At 62.8% G+C, this 22,006-nt stretch carries 14 protein-coding genes and 2 pseudogenes; 7 read left to right on the top strand and 9 right to left on the bottom strand.

The genetic code is table 11. The features are described from left to right. Positions 1 to 132 precede the first annotated feature (132 nt). Positions 133 to 1,383, top strand: coding sequence for a serine hydroxymethyltransferase (locus NED97_RS20780; protein ID WP_252490711.1), 1,251 nt, complete (start codon positions 133 to 135; stop codon positions 1,381 to 1,383). A 282-nt stretch (positions 1,384 to 1,665) separates the two neighbouring features. Here NED97_RS20780 and NED97_RS20775 read toward each other — a convergent pair whose 3' ends face one another. The 5 genes from NED97_RS20775 to NED97_RS20755 all read right to left on the bottom strand — a co-directional run bounded on the left by NED97_RS20775 (position 1,666) and on the right by NED97_RS20755 (position 11,643). Beyond that, positions 1,666 to 3,306, bottom strand: coding sequence for a BCCT family transporter (locus tag NED97_RS20775; RefSeq protein ID WP_252490710.1), 1,641 nt, complete (start codon positions 3,304 to 3,306; stop codon positions 1,666 to 1,668). A gap of 261 nt (positions 3,307 to 3,567) precedes the next feature. Then, the gene (ilvA, locus tag NED97_RS20770) at positions 3,568 to 4,812 is read right to left on the bottom strand and encodes a threonine ammonia-lyase (protein WP_252490709.1); all 1,245 of its coding nucleotides are present in this window, start codon (positions 4,810 to 4,812) and stop codon (positions 3,568 to 3,570) included. A gap of 25 nt (positions 4,813 to 4,837) precedes the next feature. After that, positions 4,838 to 7,390: a GcvT family protein gene (locus tag NED97_RS20765; RefSeq protein ID WP_252490708.1), complete on the bottom strand. Its 2,553-nt coding sequence runs from the start codon at positions 7,388 to 7,390 to the stop codon at positions 4,838 to 4,840. 209 nt (positions 7,391 to 7,599) lie between these two features. Then, positions 7,600 to 8,493, bottom strand: coding sequence for a bifunctional methylenetetrahydrofolate dehydrogenase/methenyltetrahydrofolate cyclohydrolase (locus NED97_RS20760; RefSeq protein WP_252490707.1), 894 nt, complete (start codon positions 8,491 to 8,493; stop codon positions 7,600 to 7,602). Between the two features lie 579 nt (positions 8,494 to 9,072). Then, complete coding sequence (locus tag NED97_RS20755) at positions 9,073 to 11,643, bottom strand: GcvT family protein (RefSeq protein ID WP_252490706.1); 2,571 nt, start codon at positions 11,641 to 11,643, stop codon at positions 9,073 to 9,075. 258 nt (positions 11,644 to 11,901) lie between these two features. Between NED97_RS20755 and NED97_RS20750 the strand changes: the two genes are divergently transcribed. Continuing rightward, complete coding sequence (locus NED97_RS20750; RefSeq protein WP_252490705.1) at positions 11,902 to 12,861, top strand: succinylglutamate desuccinylase/aspartoacylase family protein; 960 nt, start codon at positions 11,902 to 11,904, stop codon at positions 12,859 to 12,861. Between the two features lie 11 nt (positions 12,862 to 12,872). Here NED97_RS20750 and NED97_RS20745 read toward each other — a convergent pair whose 3' ends face one another. Further along, entirely contained in the window at positions 12,873 to 13,445 is a 573-nt protein-coding gene (locus NED97_RS20745) for an anthranilate synthase component II (RefSeq protein WP_252490704.1), read from the bottom strand. Next, positions 13,442 to 14,953, bottom strand: a complete 1,512-nt coding sequence (locus NED97_RS20740; protein ID WP_252490703.1) for an anthranilate synthase component I family protein — start codon at positions 14,951 to 14,953, stop codon at positions 13,442 to 13,444. The genes NED97_RS20745 and NED97_RS20740 overlap by 4 nt, the downstream gene beginning before the upstream one ends. Positions 14,954 to 15,158: 205 nt before the next feature. On the opposite strand from NED97_RS20740, the gene NED97_RS20735 reads away from it, so the two are divergent. The 3 genes from NED97_RS20735 to NED97_RS20725 all read left to right on the top strand — a co-directional run bounded on the left by NED97_RS20735 (position 15,159) and on the right by NED97_RS20725 (position 18,364). Then, a complete protein-coding gene (locus NED97_RS20735) occupies positions 15,159 to 16,433 on the top strand; it encodes a hypothetical protein (protein WP_252490702.1) in 1,275 nt (424 codons plus the stop codon). Positions 16,434 to 16,862: 429 nt separating this feature from the next. Further along, positions 16,863 to 17,996: an aromatic ring-hydroxylating oxygenase subunit alpha gene (locus NED97_RS20730; RefSeq protein WP_252490701.1), complete on the top strand. Its 1,134-nt coding sequence runs from the start codon at positions 16,863 to 16,865 to the stop codon at positions 17,994 to 17,996. An 8-nt stretch (positions 17,997 to 18,004) separates the two neighbouring features. Next, positions 18,005 to 18,364, top strand: coding sequence for a hypothetical protein (locus tag NED97_RS20725; protein WP_252490700.1), 360 nt, complete (start codon positions 18,005 to 18,007; stop codon positions 18,362 to 18,364). A gap of 70 nt (positions 18,365 to 18,434) precedes the next feature. Here the strand turns inward: NED97_RS20725 and NED97_RS20720 are convergent, their stop codons facing one another. Beyond that, entirely contained in the window at positions 18,435 to 19,226 is a 792-nt protein-coding gene (locus NED97_RS20720; protein ID WP_252490699.1) for a hypothetical protein, read from the bottom strand. A gap of 247 nt (positions 19,227 to 19,473) precedes the next feature. On the opposite strand from NED97_RS20720, the gene NED97_RS20715 reads away from it, so the two are divergent. Further along, on the top strand, positions 19,474 to 20,484 hold the full coding sequence (locus tag NED97_RS20715; RefSeq protein WP_252490698.1) for an aromatic ring-hydroxylating oxygenase subunit alpha: 1,011 nt from the start codon (positions 19,474 to 19,476) through the stop codon (positions 20,482 to 20,484). 83 nt (positions 20,485 to 20,567) lie between these two features. On the opposite strand, the pseudogene NED97_RS20710 reads toward NED97_RS20715, so the two are convergent. Further along, positions 20,568 to 20,732: pseudogene (locus tag NED97_RS20710) on the bottom strand (integrase core domain-containing protein); the annotation flags it as partial. 57 nt (positions 20,733 to 20,789) lie between these two features. Here NED97_RS20710 and NED97_RS20705 point away from each other — a divergent pair. Next, positions 20,790 to 21,672: pseudogene (locus NED97_RS20705) on the top strand (IS1595 family transposase). The last annotated feature ends 334 nt before the right edge of the window (positions 21,673 to 22,006 follow it).

The raw sequence follows: 22,006 nt of genomic DNA, 5'->3' as shown, positions 1-22,006 counted from the left end.
GGTATCGCGGTCGAGAACTTAAATTCCGGCCTCGAGGATGGCCGCTCCACATCACCTCACATACGTTACCGATTATGGTTCAGCACGTTTGCGCACGTAAGATACTTACTGTCGTTTCGCACTACTCGTGGTATGGCGTTCGAACAGCCACTCGACCGGATAGCTCCGAGCGTGTCCGAGGCCATCGGTCACGAACGCGAGCGACAGGAGTCGACACTCGGAATGATCGCCTCGGAGAACCACGTTTCGGAAGCCGTTCTCGAGGCCCAGGGGAGCGTTCTGACGAACAAGTACGCGGAAGGCTACCCCGGCGGGCGGTACTACGGCGGTTGCCAGCACGTCGACACCGTCGAGGACCAAGCGATCGAGCGGGCACGGGAACTCTTCGGCGCGGACCACGTCAACGTACAGCCGCACAGCGGGACGCAGGCGAACATGGCCGTCTACTTCGCCGTTCTCGAACCGGGTGACAGTATTCTCTCGCTCTCGCTCTCCCACGGCGGCCACCTCTCGCACGGCCACAGCGTCAACTTCTCGGGCCAGCTCTACGACGTCGATCAGTACGAGGTCGATCCCGAGACGGGCTACATCGACTACGACGAACTCGAGCGGCAAGCCCGCGAGACGAACCCGGAGATGATCGTCAGCGGCTCGTCAGCGTATCCTCGCGAGTTCGAGTACGAGCGCATCCGAGAGATCGCTGACGAGGTCGACGCCTACCACCTTGCGGATATCGCCCACGTGACCGGACTCATCGCAGCCGGCGTCCACTCGTCGCCGGTCGAGCACGCGGAGTTCGTCACCGGAAGCACGCACAAGACCATCCGCGCGGGCCGCGGCGGACTCGTCATGTGCGAGGAGGAACACGCCGACGCTATCGACTCGGCGGTCTTCCCGGGTGCGCAGGGAGGTCCGCTAATGCACAACGTCGCTGGCAAGGCCGTCGGCTTCGCGGAGGCCCAGACCAGCGAGTTCGAAGGGTACGCGGAGCAGGTCGTCGCGAACGCGAAGCGGCTCGCCGAGATATTCCACGAGCGGGGCCTGTCGCTGGTCAGCGACGGGACCGACAAGCACCTCCTACTCATCGACCTTCGCGAGTCGTATCCCGATCTCACGGGGAAAGAAGCCGAAGCGCTGCTGAGCGACGTCGGTATCATCGTCAACAAGAACACCGTCCCGGGCGAAACCAGATCGCCGATGGTTACGAGCGGGATCCGCGTCGGCACGCCGGCACTGACCACGCGCGGGCTCGAGGAGGCGGAGATGGAGACCGTCGCCGACCTGATCGTCGACGTGCTCGACGATTCGGACGACGAGGACGTCGCCGATCGCGTCGATTCGCGGGTCGACGAACTCTGCGAGGAGTTCCCGATCTACGAGTAGTTTCGTTCGATCTCCTTCCGCGACTGTTTTTTTCGTTTCCCGCGACCGTAGATCGTCACGGTACGCCCGTGATCCACTTCGTGTCGATCGTTCGTCCCGTCGAAAACGAGTTGCTGCCGTTTACCACAGTGAATCGAGTCGCTGTACGTCTCCCTCGAGAACGACCGGTGTGAGGTCGGGGCCGACGAAGAACCGGCTCACCGATCGAAGCGTACGGGAAGGCGGGCGAATCGCTGCGGAATTTTCTATCGCGATCGAAACGGGGAGCGGAGAAGAAGGCGGTCAGTCGTCGGACGGATCGACCGTATCCGGATCGGAGTCGCTCGAGTCGAGTTCGGGTGAGGGAATCGAAACGTCATCCTCCTCCCGGAGGAACAGGGGTCTGCGATCGCCGAACGCGGCCATCATCGACGCGACGGCGAGCAGGGCGATCATCGAGAACGGACCGCCGGTGATGATCGCAGCCTGCTGTAGCGCATCGACGCCGCCGGTGACCATCAGTAGCGACGCGAGTGCACCGATGAGGAAGCCCCAGATGACGCGGTTGATCGTCGAGGGCCGTTCGGCGCCGCCGGTGGTCAGCATTCCCAGCGCCAGCGTCGACGAGTCGGCCGAGGTGACGAGGAACGTCGTGACGAGCACGAGGAATAACATCGTCAGCAGGCCGCCCAGCGGCAGCGCTTCGAACAGCGGGTAGCCGGATCCAGCTTCGCCGAGCTCACCGATGATCGTGAGAATGTCGGCCTGACCGCTCTCCTGGAGGAAGATTGCCGTTCCCCCCATGGTTGCGAACCAGGGGATCGTAATACCGGTCGAAGCGATCACGCCCGTAACGGCGACCTGTCGAACGGTTCGGCCGCGCGAGATCCGCGCGATGAACAGGCCGACGAACGGCGTCCACGAGAACCACCACGCCCAATAAAAGATCGTCCATCCGCCGACCCACTCGGCGACGCCCGCCCCGCCGGTATCCCCGGAACCGGTGTAGAAGCTCATCGTAATGAAGTCGTTGATGTACGCACCGAGCGCCTCAGTCCCCATCGACATGATATACGTTGTCGGACCGAGCACGAACGTTGCAACAGTCACTATGGCAAACAGTGCCATGTTGAAGTACGAGAGCCGTCGAATGCCTTTTTCGACGCCGAGCGCGACGGAAATCGTGAACGCGACCGTCAGTCCGGTGATCACTAGAACGGTCCCGGAGTCGCCGACGGTCACGCCGCTTATCCACTCGACGCCGACGAGGAACTGGCTTCCGACCAACCCGAGCGTCGTTGCGACGCCGCCGATCGTGGCGAACACTGCGAGAATGTCGATCGTCTTCGCGACCGGACTATCGAGATTATCGACACCGACCCACGGCGCGATTACCGTCGAGATGCGCAGCGGCGCGTCGTACCGGTAGGCGAAGTACGCGATCGGTAGGGCCATGACGACGTACGCGGTCCACGCGGAGATTCCCCAGTGGAAGAACGTGTACTGGATCGCGCCGACGGCGGCTCCCGACGACTGCGACTCCGCGCCGACGAACGGCGAGACGGCGTCGTAGTGGAAGATCGCCTCGGCGGGCCCCCAGAACACGATCCCGGCGGCGATTCCCGCCGAGTACAGCATGGCGAAGTATGCGGGAAACGTGAACTCCGGTGCCTCGTCCTCGCCACCGAGTTTGATGTTCCCCCAGGGCCCGAAGATCAGGAATCCGACGAACGCGACGAGGACGAACATCGCAACAAGGTACCACCAGCCGGCGAACGTCCACAGGAAGTCGTTCACGCTGGTCATGTACTTCGACGCGGCTTCGGGTCTGAGGACGAACGCGAGGACAGACGCTGCAGCCACGAGGAAGCCGATTACGAAAATTGGGGTGTCGAGTTCGTTAGTAAACTGTTTGATCGGACCGTTCGCTCCTGATTGTGCCATTCTTTCTCACCTCCGTTTATCGCTCCACCACGCACGGTCGGGAGCAAGGGTTCGTTCTCGGGACGTCGTGTTCGACGACGGCTTCGTCTGATCTTCGGTCATCTCTCTGCTGTGGGCGACCATCGTTAGTCACTGTCACTCATGTTCTGATCCTCCGTTATAAACTTGAGCTTCAATCATATATCGCACACGTTAGTGAAGAACGAAACGACCGAATTCGGGATTTCGATCCTTCTGTCACACGACCTCTCGGATATCTGTCTACTCTCGGTTGATGTCTTCTACGTCGTAACCTTCAGCTTCGATTCGTTCGATGATCGAGGCAGCGTGTTCGAGCCCGCTCGTCTCGATGCGGAACACTAGGTACGCTTCGCCGACTTCCAGATCTTCGACCGCTCTGTCGTGGCGTACGGTCTGGATGTTTGCACCGTGGTCAGCGATGATTCCGGAGAGTTCGGTCATCTTCCCGGGCATGTCGTTGATCTTCACACGCAGACGCAGGATCTGCCCGCGGGTCGTGAGCGCGTGAACCAGAACCGTCTGCAGCATTGTCATGTCGAGATTACCGCCGCACAACAGGGGCATGACGGTTTCACCGGAAACGTCCAGTTCGTCGCTCAGCAGTGCCGCAACCGATGCCGCGGCCGCTCCTTCGACGACCTGCTTCGCCCGCTCGAGCAGGAGCAGGATCGCACGTGCGATCTGGGAATCGGTGACGGTGACGACCTCGTCGACGTGCTCCTCGATTAGCTCGAGCGTCAGCTCGGAGATGCCGCCGGTCGCGATCCCGTCGGCGATCGTGTCCACTTCGTCGAGCGTAACTGGGACCCCTTTGTCGAGGCTCTCGTGGACGGTTTCGGCCCCGGTAGCCTGGACGCCGACGACGCGCGTTTCCGGAGAGAGGTGATCGAGTGCCGTGGCGATACCGCTGATCAGTCCGCCGCCCCCGATTGGGACGACGACGGTGTCGACGTTGGGCAAGTCCTCGTACATCTCGATGCCGAGCGTACCCTGCCCCGCGACGATCTGCGTGTCGTCGTACGCGTGAACGAACTCGACGTCGTGTTCCGTCGCGTAGGACTGCGCGTGTTCCATCGCCTCCTGAAAGTCCTGCCCGACCAGTTCGACCGTCGCGCCGTAGCTCCGCGTCGCGTCGATCTTCGCCTGTGGCGCGTGTTTGGGCATGACGATCGTCGAGTCCGCGCCGCATCTGGTCGCCGCCAGCGCGACGCCCTGTGCGTGATTGCCCGCGCTCGCGGCGACGAACTCGTCGGCACCGCCGTCGACCGCCTGCCTGATCTTGTTGTACGCGCCTCTCGTCTTGAACGAGCCGGTCCACTGGAGGTGTTCCATCTTGAGGTACACCTCGGCGTCGACCATCTCGCCGAGCGACGTGCTCCGCTCGATCGGGGTTCGCTTCACGACCGTCTCGTCGGTCAATCGTTCGCGCGCCCGTTCGATGTCGGCGTACTCTACCAACGGTTCGTGTTCTGGTGATTCACTCATGGTTCGAGGGTCGTGTGATCTCTGGTCATCGGATGATCTTGTTGCGGCCGGGATCGAACAGGGGTTCGTCGCGGACCGTCGCGTCGTACGTCGTCCCCTCGCACTCGATCTGGACCGACGTTCCGGCGTCCGCGTACTCGTCGGGCAAGTAGGTGTAGGCGATCGACTCGCCGACGCTGTATCCGTAGCCGCCGGCCTGGACGTAGCCGACGGCCTCGCCGTCCTTGCGAACCGGGCGCCCGCCCAGCATGATGTCGGTCGATTCGTCCAGGGTCAGGCACGCGACTCGAGTGTCGATCCCGTCCTCTTTCGACTCGACGAGCGCGTCCTTGCCGACGAACTCCGTATCGAGATCGACCGCGAACGGCAACCCGGCGGCGTAGGGGTTGACGTCCGTGTCGACGTCGGTCCCCCAGAGCCGGAACCCCTTCTCGAGGCGCATCGACTCGACCGCGCCGGCACCCATGGGTCGCACGCCGAGGTCCTGTCCGGCCTCCCACAGCGTGTCCCAGAGCTTCTGGCCGTACTCCGTCGGCGTCCACAGCTCCCAGCCGAGCTCGCCGACATAGGAGAGTCGGAGCGCGATCACGGGAACGTCGCCGACGTAGATCCGCTCGCCGCTGAAGTACGAGAACGCGTCGTTCGAGACGTCCGCGTCGGTGACGCGCTGGAGCAGCAGTCGCGCGTTGGGCCCCCAGAGTCCGATCGTGCTCTTAGCCGATTCCTCGACCGCGACGGAGACCGTCTCGGGGGCGCGCTTCTCGAGCCAGGAGCCGTGGATGCCCGGCGAGTTCCCGCCGCCGGTCGTCACCATGTACTCGTCGTCGTCGAGGCGGACGACGGTGAGGTCGGCGAGGATGTTACCGCCCTCGTTCAGCATCGTCGTATATCGGACCTGTCCGACGGAGATGTCCATATCGTTGCTACAGACCCGCTGGAGGAAGTCGCCGGCATCGCTTCCTTCGACCATAATCGAGCTGAACGTCGTCATGTCGAACATGGACACCTTCTCGCGGGTGTGGAGGTGCTCGGCACCCTCGATCGGGGAGCGGTTGACCGCTTGCCAGCCGTCCTGGTCCGGGATCCCCTCGTCGTACTTCGAAACGAGGTCCGCGTTGTGTTCGTACCATTGCGGGGTTTCCCAGCCCCCGCTCTGGTAGAACTCCGCGCCGAGTTCCTGTTGCTGGTGGTAGAACGGACTCACCCGGAGACCGCGGTGGTCTTCCGGCTGCCACCGCGGCTCGACGATGCTGTACACCTGCTGGTACCGCAGACCGCCGCGGTCCGTGAAGTAGTCCTTGTTCCCGGCGTGCGGTTCGAACCGGTTGACGTGGATCCCGCTCGTGTCGACGGGACCCGACGGAAGCCGCGGCACGCCGTTTTCCATCCACTCGGCGAGGATCTTGCCGTACCCGCCGGAGTGGGTCCACCAGATCGCCAGTCCGGTCCAGAGGCCGTCGACCTGCGCCGTTTCCCCGAGAACCGGCATCCCGTCCGGCGTGTAGACGAAGATGCCGTTCTCGGTGACGCTGAACTCCTCGTCCGCCGTCGCGGGCAGCAGTTCGTCGAACGCCTGCTTCGGCGACTTCTCGCGGTTCGGGTGCGTCGGCTTCGTCCAGTGTTTCTCGGTGAAACTGTGGACCGACGCCTGACTCTCTTCGGAATTGGTCCCCATCTCGTCGGGATCGACGACCAACGGCTCGTGATTGTACGAACCGAGTCCGTAGCCGTCCCCGTGAGTCCGGAAGTACAGCGAGTTGTCCTGGTCGCGGCCGACCGGACGGTCCGGCGGCTGGGACATGGCCTCCGTGATCTGCGGGTCGCCCGGAATCTCCAGATCGGTCGTGGCGTCGCCGGCCGCGTTTCCGTCACCCTGGAGTTCTTCGAGCGGTTCGGTGACGACGTACTGGTGCTCGACGGGTGCGATCGGCAGGTCGAGACCGGCCATCTGCCCGGTCTGGTAGGCCCAGTTGTTCGTGGCGAGAACACAGCGGTCGCACTCGATGCGACCGCGGTCGGTGACGACCGCCTGCACTTCGCCGCCGTCGACCTCGATATCGGTCACTTCGGTGTGCCCGTGGAACCGGGCCGGCGACGTCTCGATGTACCACTGAAGCGCGTCGGTCCCGTTGACCCGGCCGTCAGTCGGGGAGTAGTAGCCGCCGAGGATCTCGTCCTCGTCGACGAGCGGCAGCCGTTCGGCGACCTCCTCGGGCTCGAGCAGTTCCGGTTCGGGAAGCCCGTACGACGTGGCCCACTCGACGCGACGCTGGAGGAAGTCCATCCGCTCCTCCGAGCGGGCGAGTTCGATGCCGCCGACCTCGGTGTAGACGCCGGCGTCCTTCAGCAGCCGACTCGTGTAGTGCGCAGTCTTCGTCTGTATCTTCGACGGCGACGTCTGGAACATGATCCCCGGAGCGTGCGTCGACGAGCCGCCGGTCACGGGGAGCGGCCCCTGATCGACGACGACTACGTCTTCGGCACCGAGTTCCGTCAGGTGGTACGCGACGCTGCACCCGACGGCCCCGGCACCGATGATCACTGTGCCAGCTCTCGAGGGTGGGCTGTCTGTGCTCATGTACCACACACTGGAACAGTCCCTCTGATAAGTGCACCGGTCATTTAAGTCGATGCCCGAAATACGCCGTCCGCTGGGCGCTCGAGCAGCGTAGATTCGATATCGTCCGGGAAGTCCACGACGAAACTCCAAACTGACACTTCTTGCGAGCAGTTCGCCGGAACGGTCGGGCGTCCGCTTACCAACGTCCGCCGTTTCGCGGCGGAGACTTACGGAAGCGTCACCGGAACGCCCTCCTGGAGGCTCGCGGCTTTGACCGTGTTGTACAGCAACATCGCGATCGTCATCGGGCCGACGCCGCCGGGGACGGGCGTGATGACGTCGGCCTTCTCCGTCGCGCTCTCGAACTCGACGTCGCCGACCAGTTCGTACCCCTTCTCGGTGTCGGCTTCCACCCGGTTGACGCCGACGTCGATCACCGTCGCGCCCTCGCTGATCATCGAACCGTCGATCAGTTCGGGGTAACCGGCGGCCGCGATCACGATGTCGGCCTGTCTCGTCTTCGCGCCCAGATCCGTCGTTCTCGAGTGACAGACCGTCGTCGTCGCGTTTCCGCCCGGTGCCTTCTGGATAAGCAAGTTCGCCATCGGCTTCCCGACGATGTCCGACCGGCCGACGACGACCGCGTCCTTCCCCTCGGTGTCGACGTCCGCCGCCTCGAGTAGCTTCTGGATCCCGTGCGGGGTACACGGTTTGAACCGCGGATTGCCGGCGACGAGGCGCCCGGCGTTTTCGGGGTGAAAGCCGTCGACGTCCTTCGTCGGTTCGATCCGCTCGAGGACGCGCTGCTCGTCGACGTGGTCCGGAAGCGGCATCTGGACGAGGATGCCGTGTACCCCCGGATCCTCGTTCAGTTCGTCGATCTGAGCGAGCAACGCGTCCGCCGACGCGCTCGGATCGAGTTCGGTGTGGATACTCTCGATACCGAGTTCACCGCACGCCCGGCGTTTCATCGAGACGTACGTCTCGCTCGCTCCGTCGTCGCTCATCAGGACCGTCGCCAGTCCCGGCGTTACGCCGTTGTCCTCGAGCGCGTCGAGACACGACGTCAGTTCTGACTTGATACCGTCTGCGACCTCGTTTCCGTCGATGGTCCGTGTCATAGTGATCTCCGTTCGATCGCTGCCAGCGCCAGCGTTTGCACGAACTCGAGCGCGATGTCGACCGCGATGCGTCTCGACAGGGACGCCGAGAGCTGGCTGCAGCGCTAGCAACTGACCGCTTCGGAGCGTAATGAATCCCAGTGCCGATGTTCGACCCCTCACAAATGAAACATTTTCTGAACTCGAATCTGGTGGTCTGCCCTCGAGGAGGCGGATACCGTATTAAATCCCACCACTATTCCCCCTGAAGGCATTTGATACAGGAGACGAACGTTCAGGTGGCGCCTGTTCACAGGTGTCATCATCGAACGGTAGGGGATGTGCGCCGGTATCACATCTCCTGCCCCCTCAGCCTTCATCCCCATAGCAGTCCGCGGTTCGTCGTAGCTCATTCGCGGACTCCCTCTCTCGTTTCGCTTTCAGTTCGCCACCCGGACGACGATATGTGATTGCGCTCGACACCCGAGTGATTTCTACCCGGCCGCTACTCGTGGAACCGCCGTTCTCAGTCGCGAAAAGAAACCGGGAGCCGCCTTCGATCCGGACCTACGACAACGCGCGCTCGCGCTTGCGACCGAGTTACAGTAGCGGTCCGTCGCGAACCGTCGCGCTGTACCGGTCGCCCTCGTGCAGAATCTCGAGTTCGGTACCGGGCTCGGCGTACTTGGGCGGGAGGTACGCGTACGCGATACAGGCGCCGACGGTGTAGCCGTACTCGGCGCTGTGAACGTAGCCGAGCGACTCGTCGCCGTCGAGAACCGGCCGGTCCGTGAAGACCACCGCCTCCTCGTCGTCCAGCGTCAGACAGGCGACCTCGTGGTCGATCCGCTCGCCTTCGGCCGCCTCGACGACCGCTTCCTTGCCGATGAAGTCGGTCTCGAGGTCGACGGCGAAGCCGAGCCCCGCCTCGTAGGGGTTGTGCTCGGTGTGGAGGTCCTCGCCCCACAGTCGGAACCCCTTCTCGATGCGCAGGGAGTCGAGCGCGCCGTTGCCGTAGGGGCGCAGATCGTACTCCTGACCGGCCTCCCAGATCACTTCCCAGAGCTGTTCGCCGTACTCGCTCGGCGTGTACAGCTCCCAGCCGAGTTCGCCCGCGTAGGAGACGCGAAGCGCCCTGACCGGGACGTTCTTCACGAAGAGTTCCTGGGAGGTGAAGTACGGGAACGCGTCGTCCGAGAGGTCCGCGCGGGTTACCTCGCTCAGCACCTCGCGAGCGTTCGGGCCGGTGAGGACGAACGACGAGAGTTCGGAGGTGACCTCCCGAACCTGGACGTCTTCGGGCGCGTGTTGCTTGATCCACGCGACGTGGTTCCGCCCGACTTCGCGTCCCGTCGTGAGCACGAGGTATCGGTCGTCGTCGACGCGCGTGACAGTTATGTCGGCGCGCACGCCGCCCTCCTCGTTACACATGAGCGTGTACCGAACCTGGCCGACGTCGATGTCCATATCGTTCGTACACAGGTACTGAACGAACTCGTCGGCCTCCTGTCCGCTGATCTCCATCTTGTTGAAGGAGGTCATGTCGTGGAGTCCGACCGCGTTGCGCACGTGGAGCGACTCGGCGCCCTCGATCGGCGACCAGTACTTCGCTTCCCAGCCGTCGCGGTCGGGAACCCGATCGCCGTACTGCGCTAGGAGGTCCGCGTTCGAGTCGAACCAGTGTGCCTCCTCCCAGCCGGCTTCCGCCCACAGTTCGGCCTCGAGTTCCTTCAGTTTGTGATAGACGGAACTGCGCCGGATGTCGCGCTGGTGATCGGTCCAAGTCCACTTGGGATGCATGATGTTGTAGACGATCCGGTACTCCTCGCCCCCGATGTCGCGGGCGAAGTCCCAGCTTCCCTCGTGGGGCTGGAAGCGATTGACGTTGCAGTGTGCCAGATCGATCGGCCCTTCGGGGAGCCGCGGCGCGTCGTTTTCCATCCACTCGGCGAGCGCCTTCCCCGCGCCGCCGGCGTGGGTCACCCAGATTGCCGCCCCAGACCAGAGGCCGTCGTACTCCTGGACCGGCCCCATCACGGGGAGACCGTTCGGGGACTCCGCGAACATCCCGTTGTACTTGTGCTCGAGCTCCTTTCCGTCCGTGGCGGGCAACAGTTCGTCGCTGGCCTGCCGTGGGGCCTTATCCGGACGGTCGGGGTGGGTCGCGTTGTTCATGTGGTAGTCGGAGAACTCGTGAACCGACCCCTGCTCGGCGTCCTCGTCGTTGCCGCCGAGCTCCTGTGGATCCGGAACGAGCGGCTCGTGGTTGTACGAGCCGATCCCGTACGCGTCCCCGTGGGTTCGGAAGTACAGCGCGTTGTCCTGGTCGCGAAGGATCGGACGGTCGGGGCCGACGAGGAGGCGATCGGCCTTCTCGCCGGAGACGTCCCTGTAATTCTCGTAGACCGGGTGGTCGCTGACGTCCTCCCGGCTCTCGGCGAGTTCCTCGAGCGGCTCGGTGATCGTGTACTGGTGTTCGACCGGCGTCACCGGGAGGTGAACGCCGAGCTGTTCGCCGAGTTGACGGGCCCAAATGTTCGTGGCGATTACGACCTCGTTACACTCGATCTGGCCGCTGTCGGTGACGACTGCCTGCACCTCGCCGTCGTCGACCGCGATGTCCTCCGTCCACGTGTGCGGTACGAACTTCGCGCCCTGTTCCATCGACGCCTCGGCTAACGCCGCACACGCCTTGACGCCCGAAACCTGTCCGTCGGTCGGAGAGTAGTAGCCGCCCTTGATGACGTCGCTGTCGACGAGCGGCAGCCGTTCCTCGACCTCCTCCGGCGAGAGGATCTGCGGGTCCGGAATACCCCAGGCCGTTCCGTGTTCGACGCGGCGCTGGAGAAAGTCCATCCGTTCGTCGGTTCGTGCGACCTCGATTCCGCCAGTTTCGTTGTACAGCGGTTCCCCGTCCTCGTCCTCGAACTGCGAGTACAACTTGCGACTGTACCTCGCGAACTTGGTGAGGACCTTCTCTTCCGCGGTCTGGAACATAATCCCCGGCGCGTGACTGGACGAGCCGCCGGTCGTAGGGAGCGGCCCCTGATCGACGACGACCACGTCCTCGCGTCCGAGTTGGGTCAGATGGTACGCCGTACTACACCCAACGATGCCGGCGCCGACGATAACGGTGTCAGCCTCGGCCGGCAGGCTGTCATGTGTACTCATAACTTACGTTGCGATATCTCCGAGGCGGACAAATATAGTTACCGCTGTCTCTCGCGAATCCAACGACGTGACGGGAGGATGACCGGTCGTGTTTCGTCGAGTGGAATAACGGTGATATCACTGTTATTTTCGGCAATAGCGCCGACGAACGCGCGGTCGGACCGCGCCGGTGCGCTACCGCGGTCGTGAGATCGGGTCTCGTTCTTCCCGACGAGAAGCGAGCCAAACTTACAAGCCCCGTCGCTGGGTTGAACGAGTATGGAGTACGAGGCCGTTTCCCATACGACGGACGAGCGTCCCCTCGTCCAGTTACCGTCGGGGACAGACGTTACGGTGACCGTCCATCGCTACGAGGGTGGATCTGGACCGACGGCGTACCTGCAGGCCGCACAGCACGGAATCGAACTCAACGGGACCGCCGCGTTGCGCCGACTCCACCACCACCTGGCGACCGCTGAACTCGCCGGAACGGTCGTCGTCGTTCCCGTGGTCAACTCCCTCGCGTTCGATCACGGATCGTACGTTACGCCGCAGGCCGTCGACGCGGTCAACCCGAACTTCAATCGCGTGTGGCCGGGCGACGAGAACGGAACGCTTCAGGAGCGACTGGCCGCCCGGCTGTGGCAACTGATCGAAACGGCGGACGTCGTGATCGATCTTCACACGGGAACCGCAGATATGCTCGAGCACGTCCGGTTTCAGGACGACAGTTCCGACTCGCGCAGACTCGCGGCGATGTTCGGAACCGAGTACCTGTTGACGAACCCCGAGCGCGAGGAGGCGGACGAGGAGGATTTCAGGGGGAAACTTCGAACGGCCGCCGCGAACGCCGACATCCCGACGATCGTACCGGAACTCTCGAACAGTCGTCGGATCGATCACGACGCGGCGCGCAGAGGGGTGAACGGAATCCGAAGTGTCCTCGCCGAGGTCGGCATGCTCCGCGAGGAGCCGTCGACGCCACCCTCGCAGACGATCCTTCTCGACGACGGTGGCCGTATCGGTGCGAACCGCTCCGGACTCTTCGAGCCGAGCGAAGACGTGGCGGTCGGCGATCGAGTTTCGGAAGGAACCCGACTGGGAACGGTGTACTGTCCGGCGACGTTCGAAGAGCGACAGTCCGTTCGGATGCCCGAACCCGGCATCGTCTACTCACTTACGCGGGAGTCGGTCGTCACGGCTGGCGAGAAAATCGCCTGCATCGCCGAGGTCGAGTAACGCTTCGGATCTTACCCGCGGACGATCGACGACCAGAAGTTCTCGATGATTCGCTTCCCCGCGTCGGTGAGGATGCTCTCGGGATGGAACTGAACGCCGACGTGGGGCCGTTCGGCGTGTCGAACCCCCATGACGATTCCTCGCTCGTCGTCGGTGTGCGCCGTCTCGATCAGGGACGCCGGGAGCGCGTCACGATCGATCGCCAGCGAGTGGTACCGTCCGACTTCGAAGGGATCGGGGAGTCCCTCGTATAACCCCTTCCCGTCGTGGTTCACCGCGGAGGGTTTCCCGTGGACGACCTCCGGTGCACGTCTGACGGGGACGCCGTGGGCAGCACAGAGCGCCTGGTGTCCGAGACAGACGCCGAGGGCCGGATACTCGGTCTCGGCGAAGACGTCGACGGAGACGCCGCTTTCCCCCGGCGTTCCCGGCCCGGGAGAGACGACGATGCCGTCCGGATCGATCTCTCGGATTTCCTCGAGGTCGATCTCGTCGTTTCGCCGGACCGTCACGGTATCGAACGAACCGACGTACTGCACGAGATTGTAGACGAACGAGTCGTAGTTGTCGATGACCAGGATCATCGGGAATCACCGGCCGCCTCGGCCGCAGGTTCGACGTCGAACGACGCTCGCTCGCCGAGCGCCCGGTCGACCGCCGTGACGAGCGCCCGCGCTTTGTCGAGTGTCTCCGCGTACTCGCGCTCGGGGACCGAATCGTGAACCACGCCGGCGCCGACCCGGAGGTGGTACTCGTCGGCGTGGCGAACGAGCGTCCGAATGACGATATTCAGCGTCGCTCGCTCGTCGAAGCCGAAGATCCCGATACTGCCCGTGTACGGACCGCGACGCGTCGCCTCGACCTCGTCGATGATCTCCATCGTCCGCGGCTTGGGTGCGCCGGTGATCGTTCCGCCGGGGAACACCGCGGCGACCGCGTCGGCCAGACTCACGTCGTCTCGTTTGACCCCCTCGACGAGGGAGACGAGGTGCATGACCTCCGAGTATCGGTCCACGCGGCGATACTCCGTAACCCCGACCGACCCGTACTCGCTCACCTTGCCGAGGTCGTTTCGCTCGAGGTCGACGAGCATCGCGTGCTCCGCCCGTTCCTTCTCGTCGCTCAGGAGGTCGGCTTCCAGTTCCGCGTCTTCGGCTCGCATCCGCCCGCGGGGTCTCGTTCCGGCGATCGGTTCGGTGACGAGGTCGGGACCCGTCGCCTCGAGGAGCAGTTCGGGGCTCGCACTCACGAGATCGATGCCGGGGAACTCCAACAGTCCCGAGTACGGGGCCGGATTCACGCGTCGAACTGCGTCGAAAACGTCGACCGGGTGGACCGCCGCCGGGGCGACTAGCCGGTGTGAGACGTTCGCCTGGAAGGTGTCACCGTCCCGAACGTGCCGTTTGACTTGCCGGACGCGGTCGGCGAACGCGGCGGCTCCGCACTCACTCTCGAATGTCCCCTGATCCGAAGCGACGGGCGGCGTTCGATCCACTTCCGTCCCGTCACTCGCTTCTCGCGCCAGCGAGCGCGCCCGTTTTCGACCCCGATCGTAGGCGGCGACCGGATCGTCCTCGACGACGGGACAGGCTGTCACGCGGAGTTCGACGGCTCCGTCGCGGGGCTCCCGCCACGCGGCGACGCGATCGAAAACGCCCAACTGGAGGCGGGGAAGGCCCCGCTCGTCGACCGTCGAAAACGGCGACTCCTCGAGCTCTCTGGCGACGTCGTACGAGAGCCACCCGAACGCCCCGCAGGGATACGGGATCGAACAGTCGCCGCGCACCAGCCGCTCGCGATCGAGGAGCGCGTCGATCGCCTCGAACGTCGGACTCTCTCCATCCGACGCGACCGCGTTCGCGCCGACCCGCAGTCGTTCGACGGGATCGACGCCGAAGTACCCCCAGCCCGACTGGCCGCCGGAGGTTTCGAGGTAGAACCCGTCAGTCCGCTCCGCCCGGACCCGCCGATAGGCCTCGAACGGGTCGGCGACTGCAACGCGCGCTTCGATCGGTACTCGAGCGCCGGACGGTGCCGTCGCCGCGGCCTCGAGGAACGATTCTCTCTCGGTAACTACAGTTATCGTGCTCATATCTCCGCCTCCCCCGGGCTCTCTGTCCCGGACCGTCCGTGTGAGTACCGCGAGTGAAGCGCCCAAAAAGGTTGCGTGCCCTCGTATTAGTCGACCGAACGTCGAAAAACGACGCCGCACACGCCTCAGATCGCCCGCTTATATGAAGGGGTGAACTATTCCTCACTCAGGCTTATCCCGAACGATGCGAAGGATGGATAACATCATGGGTATCAGTACCTCGATTGGGATCCTCTCTCAAATAGTCGACCGGTACGAGTCGGACGGGGGGCTGGTCCAGGGGGCCGACGTATCCACCTCGGAACGAGCGGACAGTGACGGACTGAGCGCTTCGATCGACGTCGCCGTGCCGTTGTGTGCGGCGGCGGAGCAACCAGAAACCGAACCGGTGCCGGAAACAGCGAGTCTCGGAGACGACGGCGCGTTGCGGCTCGAGTTCCCGTCGTCGATTGTCCCTACGATGGACGAGTACGCGCCCGATGGGGTTTCGACTGCCAGGGAAGACGTCAGCGTTTCCGCCGACGGGACCGTCGTCGTGACGTTCTCACTCGGTTTCGAGGCTGATCCGGAGCCGAACGCGGTCGACCCGGTGGCGTCGACGGATCCGGAATTGGACTCCGATACGGACGCAACGCCAGCGGACTCCGATCGGAGACGACCGAACCCAGCTTCGGCCGAGACCGCGACCGAGACGTCGTCCCCTGCTCGCGGAACGAGCACGACTCCGGCGAGCGAAGCCGAGGACGAAGACGAGACCGAGCGGGAAGCGAAACTCGGGATCGAACCCGAGACCGAGCGCGAACTCGAGGACGCGCGCAACGAGGACCTGCCACCGTACGAAGACGTCGAGTACCTGCAGTGTCTGTACGACTCCCTCGATACGTTCGCGGTGATGGCCGACGTGCTCGAGATGGACGTCGCGTCCGAAACCGTTCGTCGGTACATGATCGACGCCGGAATCCACGACCCCGCGTCCTACGATACGACGAGCGAGGAGGACGCACAGCCGGCGATGGTGGAGGCAGAGGGATCAGCCGCTGAGGCTGATGGCCAGCAGTCCGACGCCGATCCCACGACGGCAGCCGACGAATCGGATTCCGAATCCGCACAGCCGGAGGAGATCCACCCGGCCGAACACGTCCCCGAAAAACCGCTCCTCGCGGACGGAGCCGGTCTCCCGGACGACGTCGATGTCGACGAGCTAATGGATGCGATCGAGTCGTCGATGACGCTGTACGACGTCCATCGGCAGCTCGACCTCGACCGTAGCCAAACGCGCGAACTGCTGGAACGGCTGGACCTGATCGATCTCGTCGTCAAGCGCGTCTACGATTCGAATGCGCCCGAGCGATCCCCCTCTCGGGACGAAATCGCGTCCCGGATTCGCGAGAGCGTGGCTTCGGAGCAGCACGGTCCCGATCGGATGCCGACGAATCCCCAATCAGAGCGGTCGAGCAAGCCTCGTTCCGTTCGACCGTAGCGTCGCCCACTCCCGTGTTATAGTAACGACTGAAGTGAATTCACACGCCGATCGCACTGTGCGCGGTTCTCGCTTGCTTCGCTCGCTCCGAACCGCGCTCCCGTCGTGCGATCGGGTGTGCACCAACTTTCAGTGGCTACTATAGTCGTTCCCGGGATCGTCCGGTACGATCAGGCCGGACTGTACGATCCGTAGCTGGGTGAGTCGACGAGGTCCTCGAGGCAATCGATCGGTTTGGCCAGTATCACCCTGACCAGTCCGAAATCGTGAGCTATCGAGCTGCAAGCATCGGGTGCGGACTCGAATCACGACCGACTGGACCGAACTGTGGTTTCGCCGCGGATCGAGAGCGAAATCTATCGGGGTTTATAGTGGTGTTCAATATCACTGGTGAACGACTTTGGGTAACTATTGTGTAGATGATACCGTATGACACAGTGGGACGACTCACAAATCGGAGAAGTGAGTGAGGACATTACGGAGAAATCGAACGCGTTACCGGCCAAGTACTTCATCGAACCGGATATTTTCGAGATGGAGAAAGAGAAGGTCTTCGGCCAGTACTGGGTCTATGCGGGCCACGCGAACTGCCTCGAAGAGCCGGGAGAGTTCTTCACGCGAACCATCGGTGATCGGCAACTGATCGTCGTTCGCGACCACGAGGGCGAGGTCAAAGCGTTCGACAACGTCTGTGCCCACCGTGGCTCGAAGATGGTCGAGGACACGCCGATGACCGATCCCGGCGACGCGGGTCGGATCCAGTGTCCGTACCACCTCTGGACCTACGACCTCGACGGAAGCCTCCGGAGCACGCCGAAGAGCTTCGAGGAAGCGAGCATGAACCCCGATCTCGAGGACGACGACGTACAGGAGTTCGACGCGAAAGAGAACGCGTTGAACGAGGTCCGCGTCGACAGCATCGGTCCGCTGGTCTTCGTGAACCTGAGCGAGGACCCGATGCCGCTGGCCGAGCAGGCCGGCGAGATGAAGGATCGCCTCGAGGCGCTCCCGCTCGGCGAGTACGAACACGCCTGTCGGATCGTCTCGGAAGTCGAGTGCAACTGGAAGGTCTTCGCCGGCAACTACTCGGAGTGTGACCACTGTGAGGGGAATCATCAGGACTGGATCAAGGGAATCTCGCTCGACGAGTCCGAACTCGAGGTCAACGACTACCACTGGGTGCTCCACTACACCCACGAAGAGGACGTCGACGACGAGATGCGGATCCACGACGAACACGAGGCGCAGTTCCACTATCTCTGGCCGAACTTCACGGTCAACATGTACGGCACCGCCGACGGCTACGGCACCTACATCATCGATCCGATCGACACCGACCGGTTCCAGCTTATCGCCGACTACTACTTTCGTGATGCCGAACTCTCCGACGAAGAGCGGGAGTTCGTCCGGACGAGCCGTCAGCTCCAGGAAGAGGACTTCGAGCTGGTCGAGCGCCAGTGGGACGGAATCAGCAGCGGTGCGCTCGCCCAGGCACAACTCGGTCCGAACGAGCATACCGTTCACAAGCTCCACCAGCTCGCCCAGGAAGCATACAACTCGTAATACGAACCATGAGTACACAAGAACACACATCGTACGCTGCGACCTGCCCCGAGTGCGACGTCGATCTCCAGACCGACGCTCCGAACGAGATCGTCGACTTTTACCGCCGTCACTACCGCGTAACGGGCCACGACATAGAGCTGGTTCACGCCCCGGACGATCTGGGAGCGGCCGTCACGAGCGACGACCTCAAAGACGTCGTCTGGCAGCTCCAGGATCGGTACGAGAACGGCGTTCCGATCGGCGCCGTTGCGGCAGCGATGAGCGAGCGCGGGCTGTCGATCGGCGAGACGCTGGACGAGATCCACGAGATACGAATGGGTGGCGGACTGTACGAACCGCAGGACGATCACCTGGGTGCGTTCTGACGTTCCCAACAGTGAGTCGGTTTCCCGAGTCGTCCGGCGACTGACGAGGAGTCGGCTCCGTTCTCGCCGATTAGTCCTCGCGATGAGTTTCTTCCACTTCACCCCACCTGTCATCCGGATCTACCGGCCTGACGGCGCGGGCCAGTTCCTCCTCGGAGTAGTCGCGATCCTCGAGTTGCATGCTCCGGAGACGCCACTGACGACTCAACTCGGGTTCGCCGTCGGGACCGACTCGCGCGCCGTGCGTTCTGAAAAAGGCGCCGTCACGCCCGAGCGATTTCCCTTCGTAGGTGTGCTGATCGAACGCGACATCGTACCGTCCGCCGGGCTCGAGTTCGTCAGTGGGGTGGTCGTACCGAGGCTCTCGACCCTCCTCGCGGGCGAGCGCCCGCTCCGCCGAGCGTTCGCCGAAATAATCGTCGGCGTGTGACGATTCGCGGCTCGACGGTGCTCGGGCGGCCGCCAGGGCGGCGTGAACCGCACAGAGTCGTCCCCGCCACGAGTCCTCGGACCAGCGTTCGCGGGCCAGTTCCTCGTAGCGACTCACCACGAGTGCGACCTCGTGGCCGGCGCGAAGGTCCTCGACGACGTAGAGGTTGATCCGATCCCAGAAGTTCCAGGCGTACCCCGAGCGGACCAGTTCCCAGGCGGCCCACGCCGCGGTCTCCTCGTCCGATCGGCGAACCGCCTTCTGGAGTAGACTGGAGACCACGTACCGGTTCGCCCCCGACTTCGTCTCGTTTTCGCCGAGGTCGTCGCCGAAGTCGGTGCGTGCGTCGTCCGTATCCGACGATGCAGCGTCGTCGTCTTCGGTCTGTAGCTCTCCGCCGGATCCGAACGTGGCCTGCTTTCTGTCGCCCATATTCGCTTCTCGTGGCGGTCGATGGAAATAGCTGACTCCTCCGACCTGGAGGGACGCATAGCCGTCCGACGATGAGAGCCCTTCCTGCTTCGAGGTCGGGACCGCGGCCGGTCGAACGCGTGGCCCTCTCCGTTCGATCGCTAGACTCCTCTGGGTCTTCTTTCGGGAACGAAGTCCCCCCGGTATATAATGGGATTCTATATAACTGGTTAACCCTTTTTGCGAACTCTATCAATCGTGTTACTGTATGACGGAGTGGAACCACACTCAGGCGAAGCCAGTGAGTCCAGACATCACGGAGAAATCGAACGCGTTACCGGCCAAGTACTTCACCGAACCGGACACCTTCGAGATGGAGAAGGAGAAGGTCTTCGGCCAGTACTGGGTCTACGCGGGTCACGAGAACTGCATCAAGGAACCGGGTGAGTTCTTCACCCGGACCGTCGGCGGCCGCGGCCTGATCGTCGCCCGCACCGAAGACGGTTCGGTACGCGCGTTCGAGAACTTCTCGGCTCGAGCGGGATCGTCAGTGGTCCCCGAGACGCCGATGACTGACCCCGGGCGCGTCGATCCGGACGAACTCGAGCACGCCGAGGGCGTCCGCGTCGATAGCATCGGTCCGCTGGTCTTCGTGAACCTGAGCGAGGACCCGATGCCGCTGGCCGAGCAGGCCGGCGTGATGAAGGATCGCCTCGAGGCGCTCCCGCTCGGCGAGTACGAACACGCCTGTCGGATCAGTTCCGAGGTCGAGTGTAACTGGAAGGTCTTCGCCAGCAACTACTCGGAGTGCGATCACTGCCAGGCCAATCATCAGGACTGGATCAAGGGAATCTCGCTCGACGAGTCCGAACTCGAGGTCAACGACTACCACTGGGTGCTCCACTACACCCACGCGCAGGACGTCGACGACGAGATGCGGATCCACGACGAACACGAGGCGCAGTTCCACTACCTCTGGCCGAACTTCACGGTCAACATGTACGGCACCGCCGACGGCTACGGCACCTACATCATCGATCCGATCGATACGGGTCGATTCCGGCTCATTGCGGACTACTACTTCCGGGACTCCGAACTGTCCGACGAAGAGCGGGAGTTCGTCCGAACGAGTCGGCAGCTTCAGGAGGAGGATTTCGAACTGGTCGAACGCCAGTGGGACGGGCTCAAAACCGGCGCACTGGCTCAGGCTCAGCTCGGTCCGAACGAACACACCGTCCACAAGCTCCACCAGCTCGCCCAGGAGGCCTACGACTCGTAACTACCAGTCGCTCCTCATCGACAATCTGATATATGAACGATAATGTGGGTTATGTTACGATGGAATCACTGTTCCTGCACTGTCTAGTTTAGCACCTCCCGGCTGGTGTCTTCCATCGAGCGATTGATGCGGTCTCCGGCGGTTGTAGTAATGCACAAACTGTTCAATCTATTCGCGTGCGCTCGACCGACTGCGACCCACGAGTTACGGAAACGGTCGATGCGCATTTTGAGGGTGTAAAACAATTTCGCTCATCTCGATAAGCCGTAACATCCATTTGGTGGCGAATTAATGACCAGTCAACGATGGATGAGAAGTCCGCTTAGGTCTTCCTTCCGTCACGTGAACGGTGTTTTGAACGTCTCCGTCTCGCCCGATTCGGCGAGACGGTGACGTGTCTTCACTGCGGAAATGATAGCGTCCTCAAACGAGGAACAACGGGAAAAGACGCTCAGCAGTACTGGTACAAGAACTGCGAGATGTACTTCAACGACCTCACGGACACGATTTTCGGCCAGCACCGATTCGCTCTCGAAGAGATGTTCTACATCGTCAAGGAGATGCGATCTGAGTCGACCGCTCAGATCGCTCGTGACCTTGACCGTGACTACGAAGCCGTCCTCAACTTCGTCCACGAAGTCCAAGGCGCGAGTGGTGAAATCGACGAGTTCGAACTCTCCGAGGTGTGTGATGCCGACGAGATCTACGTGACTGCTGGTGAGAAGGGCGCGAAGATGAGGAATCGAGCCTGCGCGAGCGCGGACTCTCAAAAAGGGGCGCGGAGACTTCGACTCAGACAAACCACCAGTGCTGACACTCGTCCGTCATCCCGACGGACGAGTTCGGTTTCTCGTCTGTAAGGACCTGGAAGACGCTGACGAGGACACCGCTGAGTACGGCGATGACAGTGTCATCCTCTGTACCGACGATTATTCGATCTATGACGGAATCGAGGACAAGGAGGGGGTTGACGGCCATCTGGCCGTCACCCACTCCGACTCCTACGTCATCGGCGACGCTCACACAAACACCTGCGAGAACCGCCACAGCTTCCTTCGTCAGTGGCTGGCGAAGTTCAGAGGTGTCTCGAAGCATCATCTCCAGAAATATCTCGACCTTCCGTCACTAAAACTCAACTCACCTGACAACTGGTTCGAAAAACTCCTCTGTTACAATGTATCGGGATGAGCGCGAGACATTTCCATCTCGTCTCAGCGTCCCTGCCAGCTACCGCTACCCCGCGATTGGCACTCCTCGCGGATCTGCCACCGTTCGATCTGAGGAACAACCCGTCCAGCCCGACGGCAGCGCGAGTAAGCCCGGCCCACGCCTCGATGTCGGACACCCCGCCTGCGGCCCACAAGTTCGTAGACGGCACCGCTTCCGGAGCTAGGAACTCCGAACCACAAGCCAATCGATCACAGCAGACGTACAGCGGCGCATATCGCTCGCTCATCAAGTTTTTGCGACCACCAAGTCAAGATGGTCCACTGACAGCGACGACGCACAGTCTACCACCATT

Origin of the sequence: Natronococcus sp. CG52 (assembly GCF_023913515.1) — an archaeon.
Lineage (GTDB): Archaea > Halobacteriota > Halobacteria > Halobacteriales > Natrialbaceae > Natronococcus > Natronococcus zhouii.
This window is presented reverse-complemented; position numbering and strand designations above follow the sequence as displayed.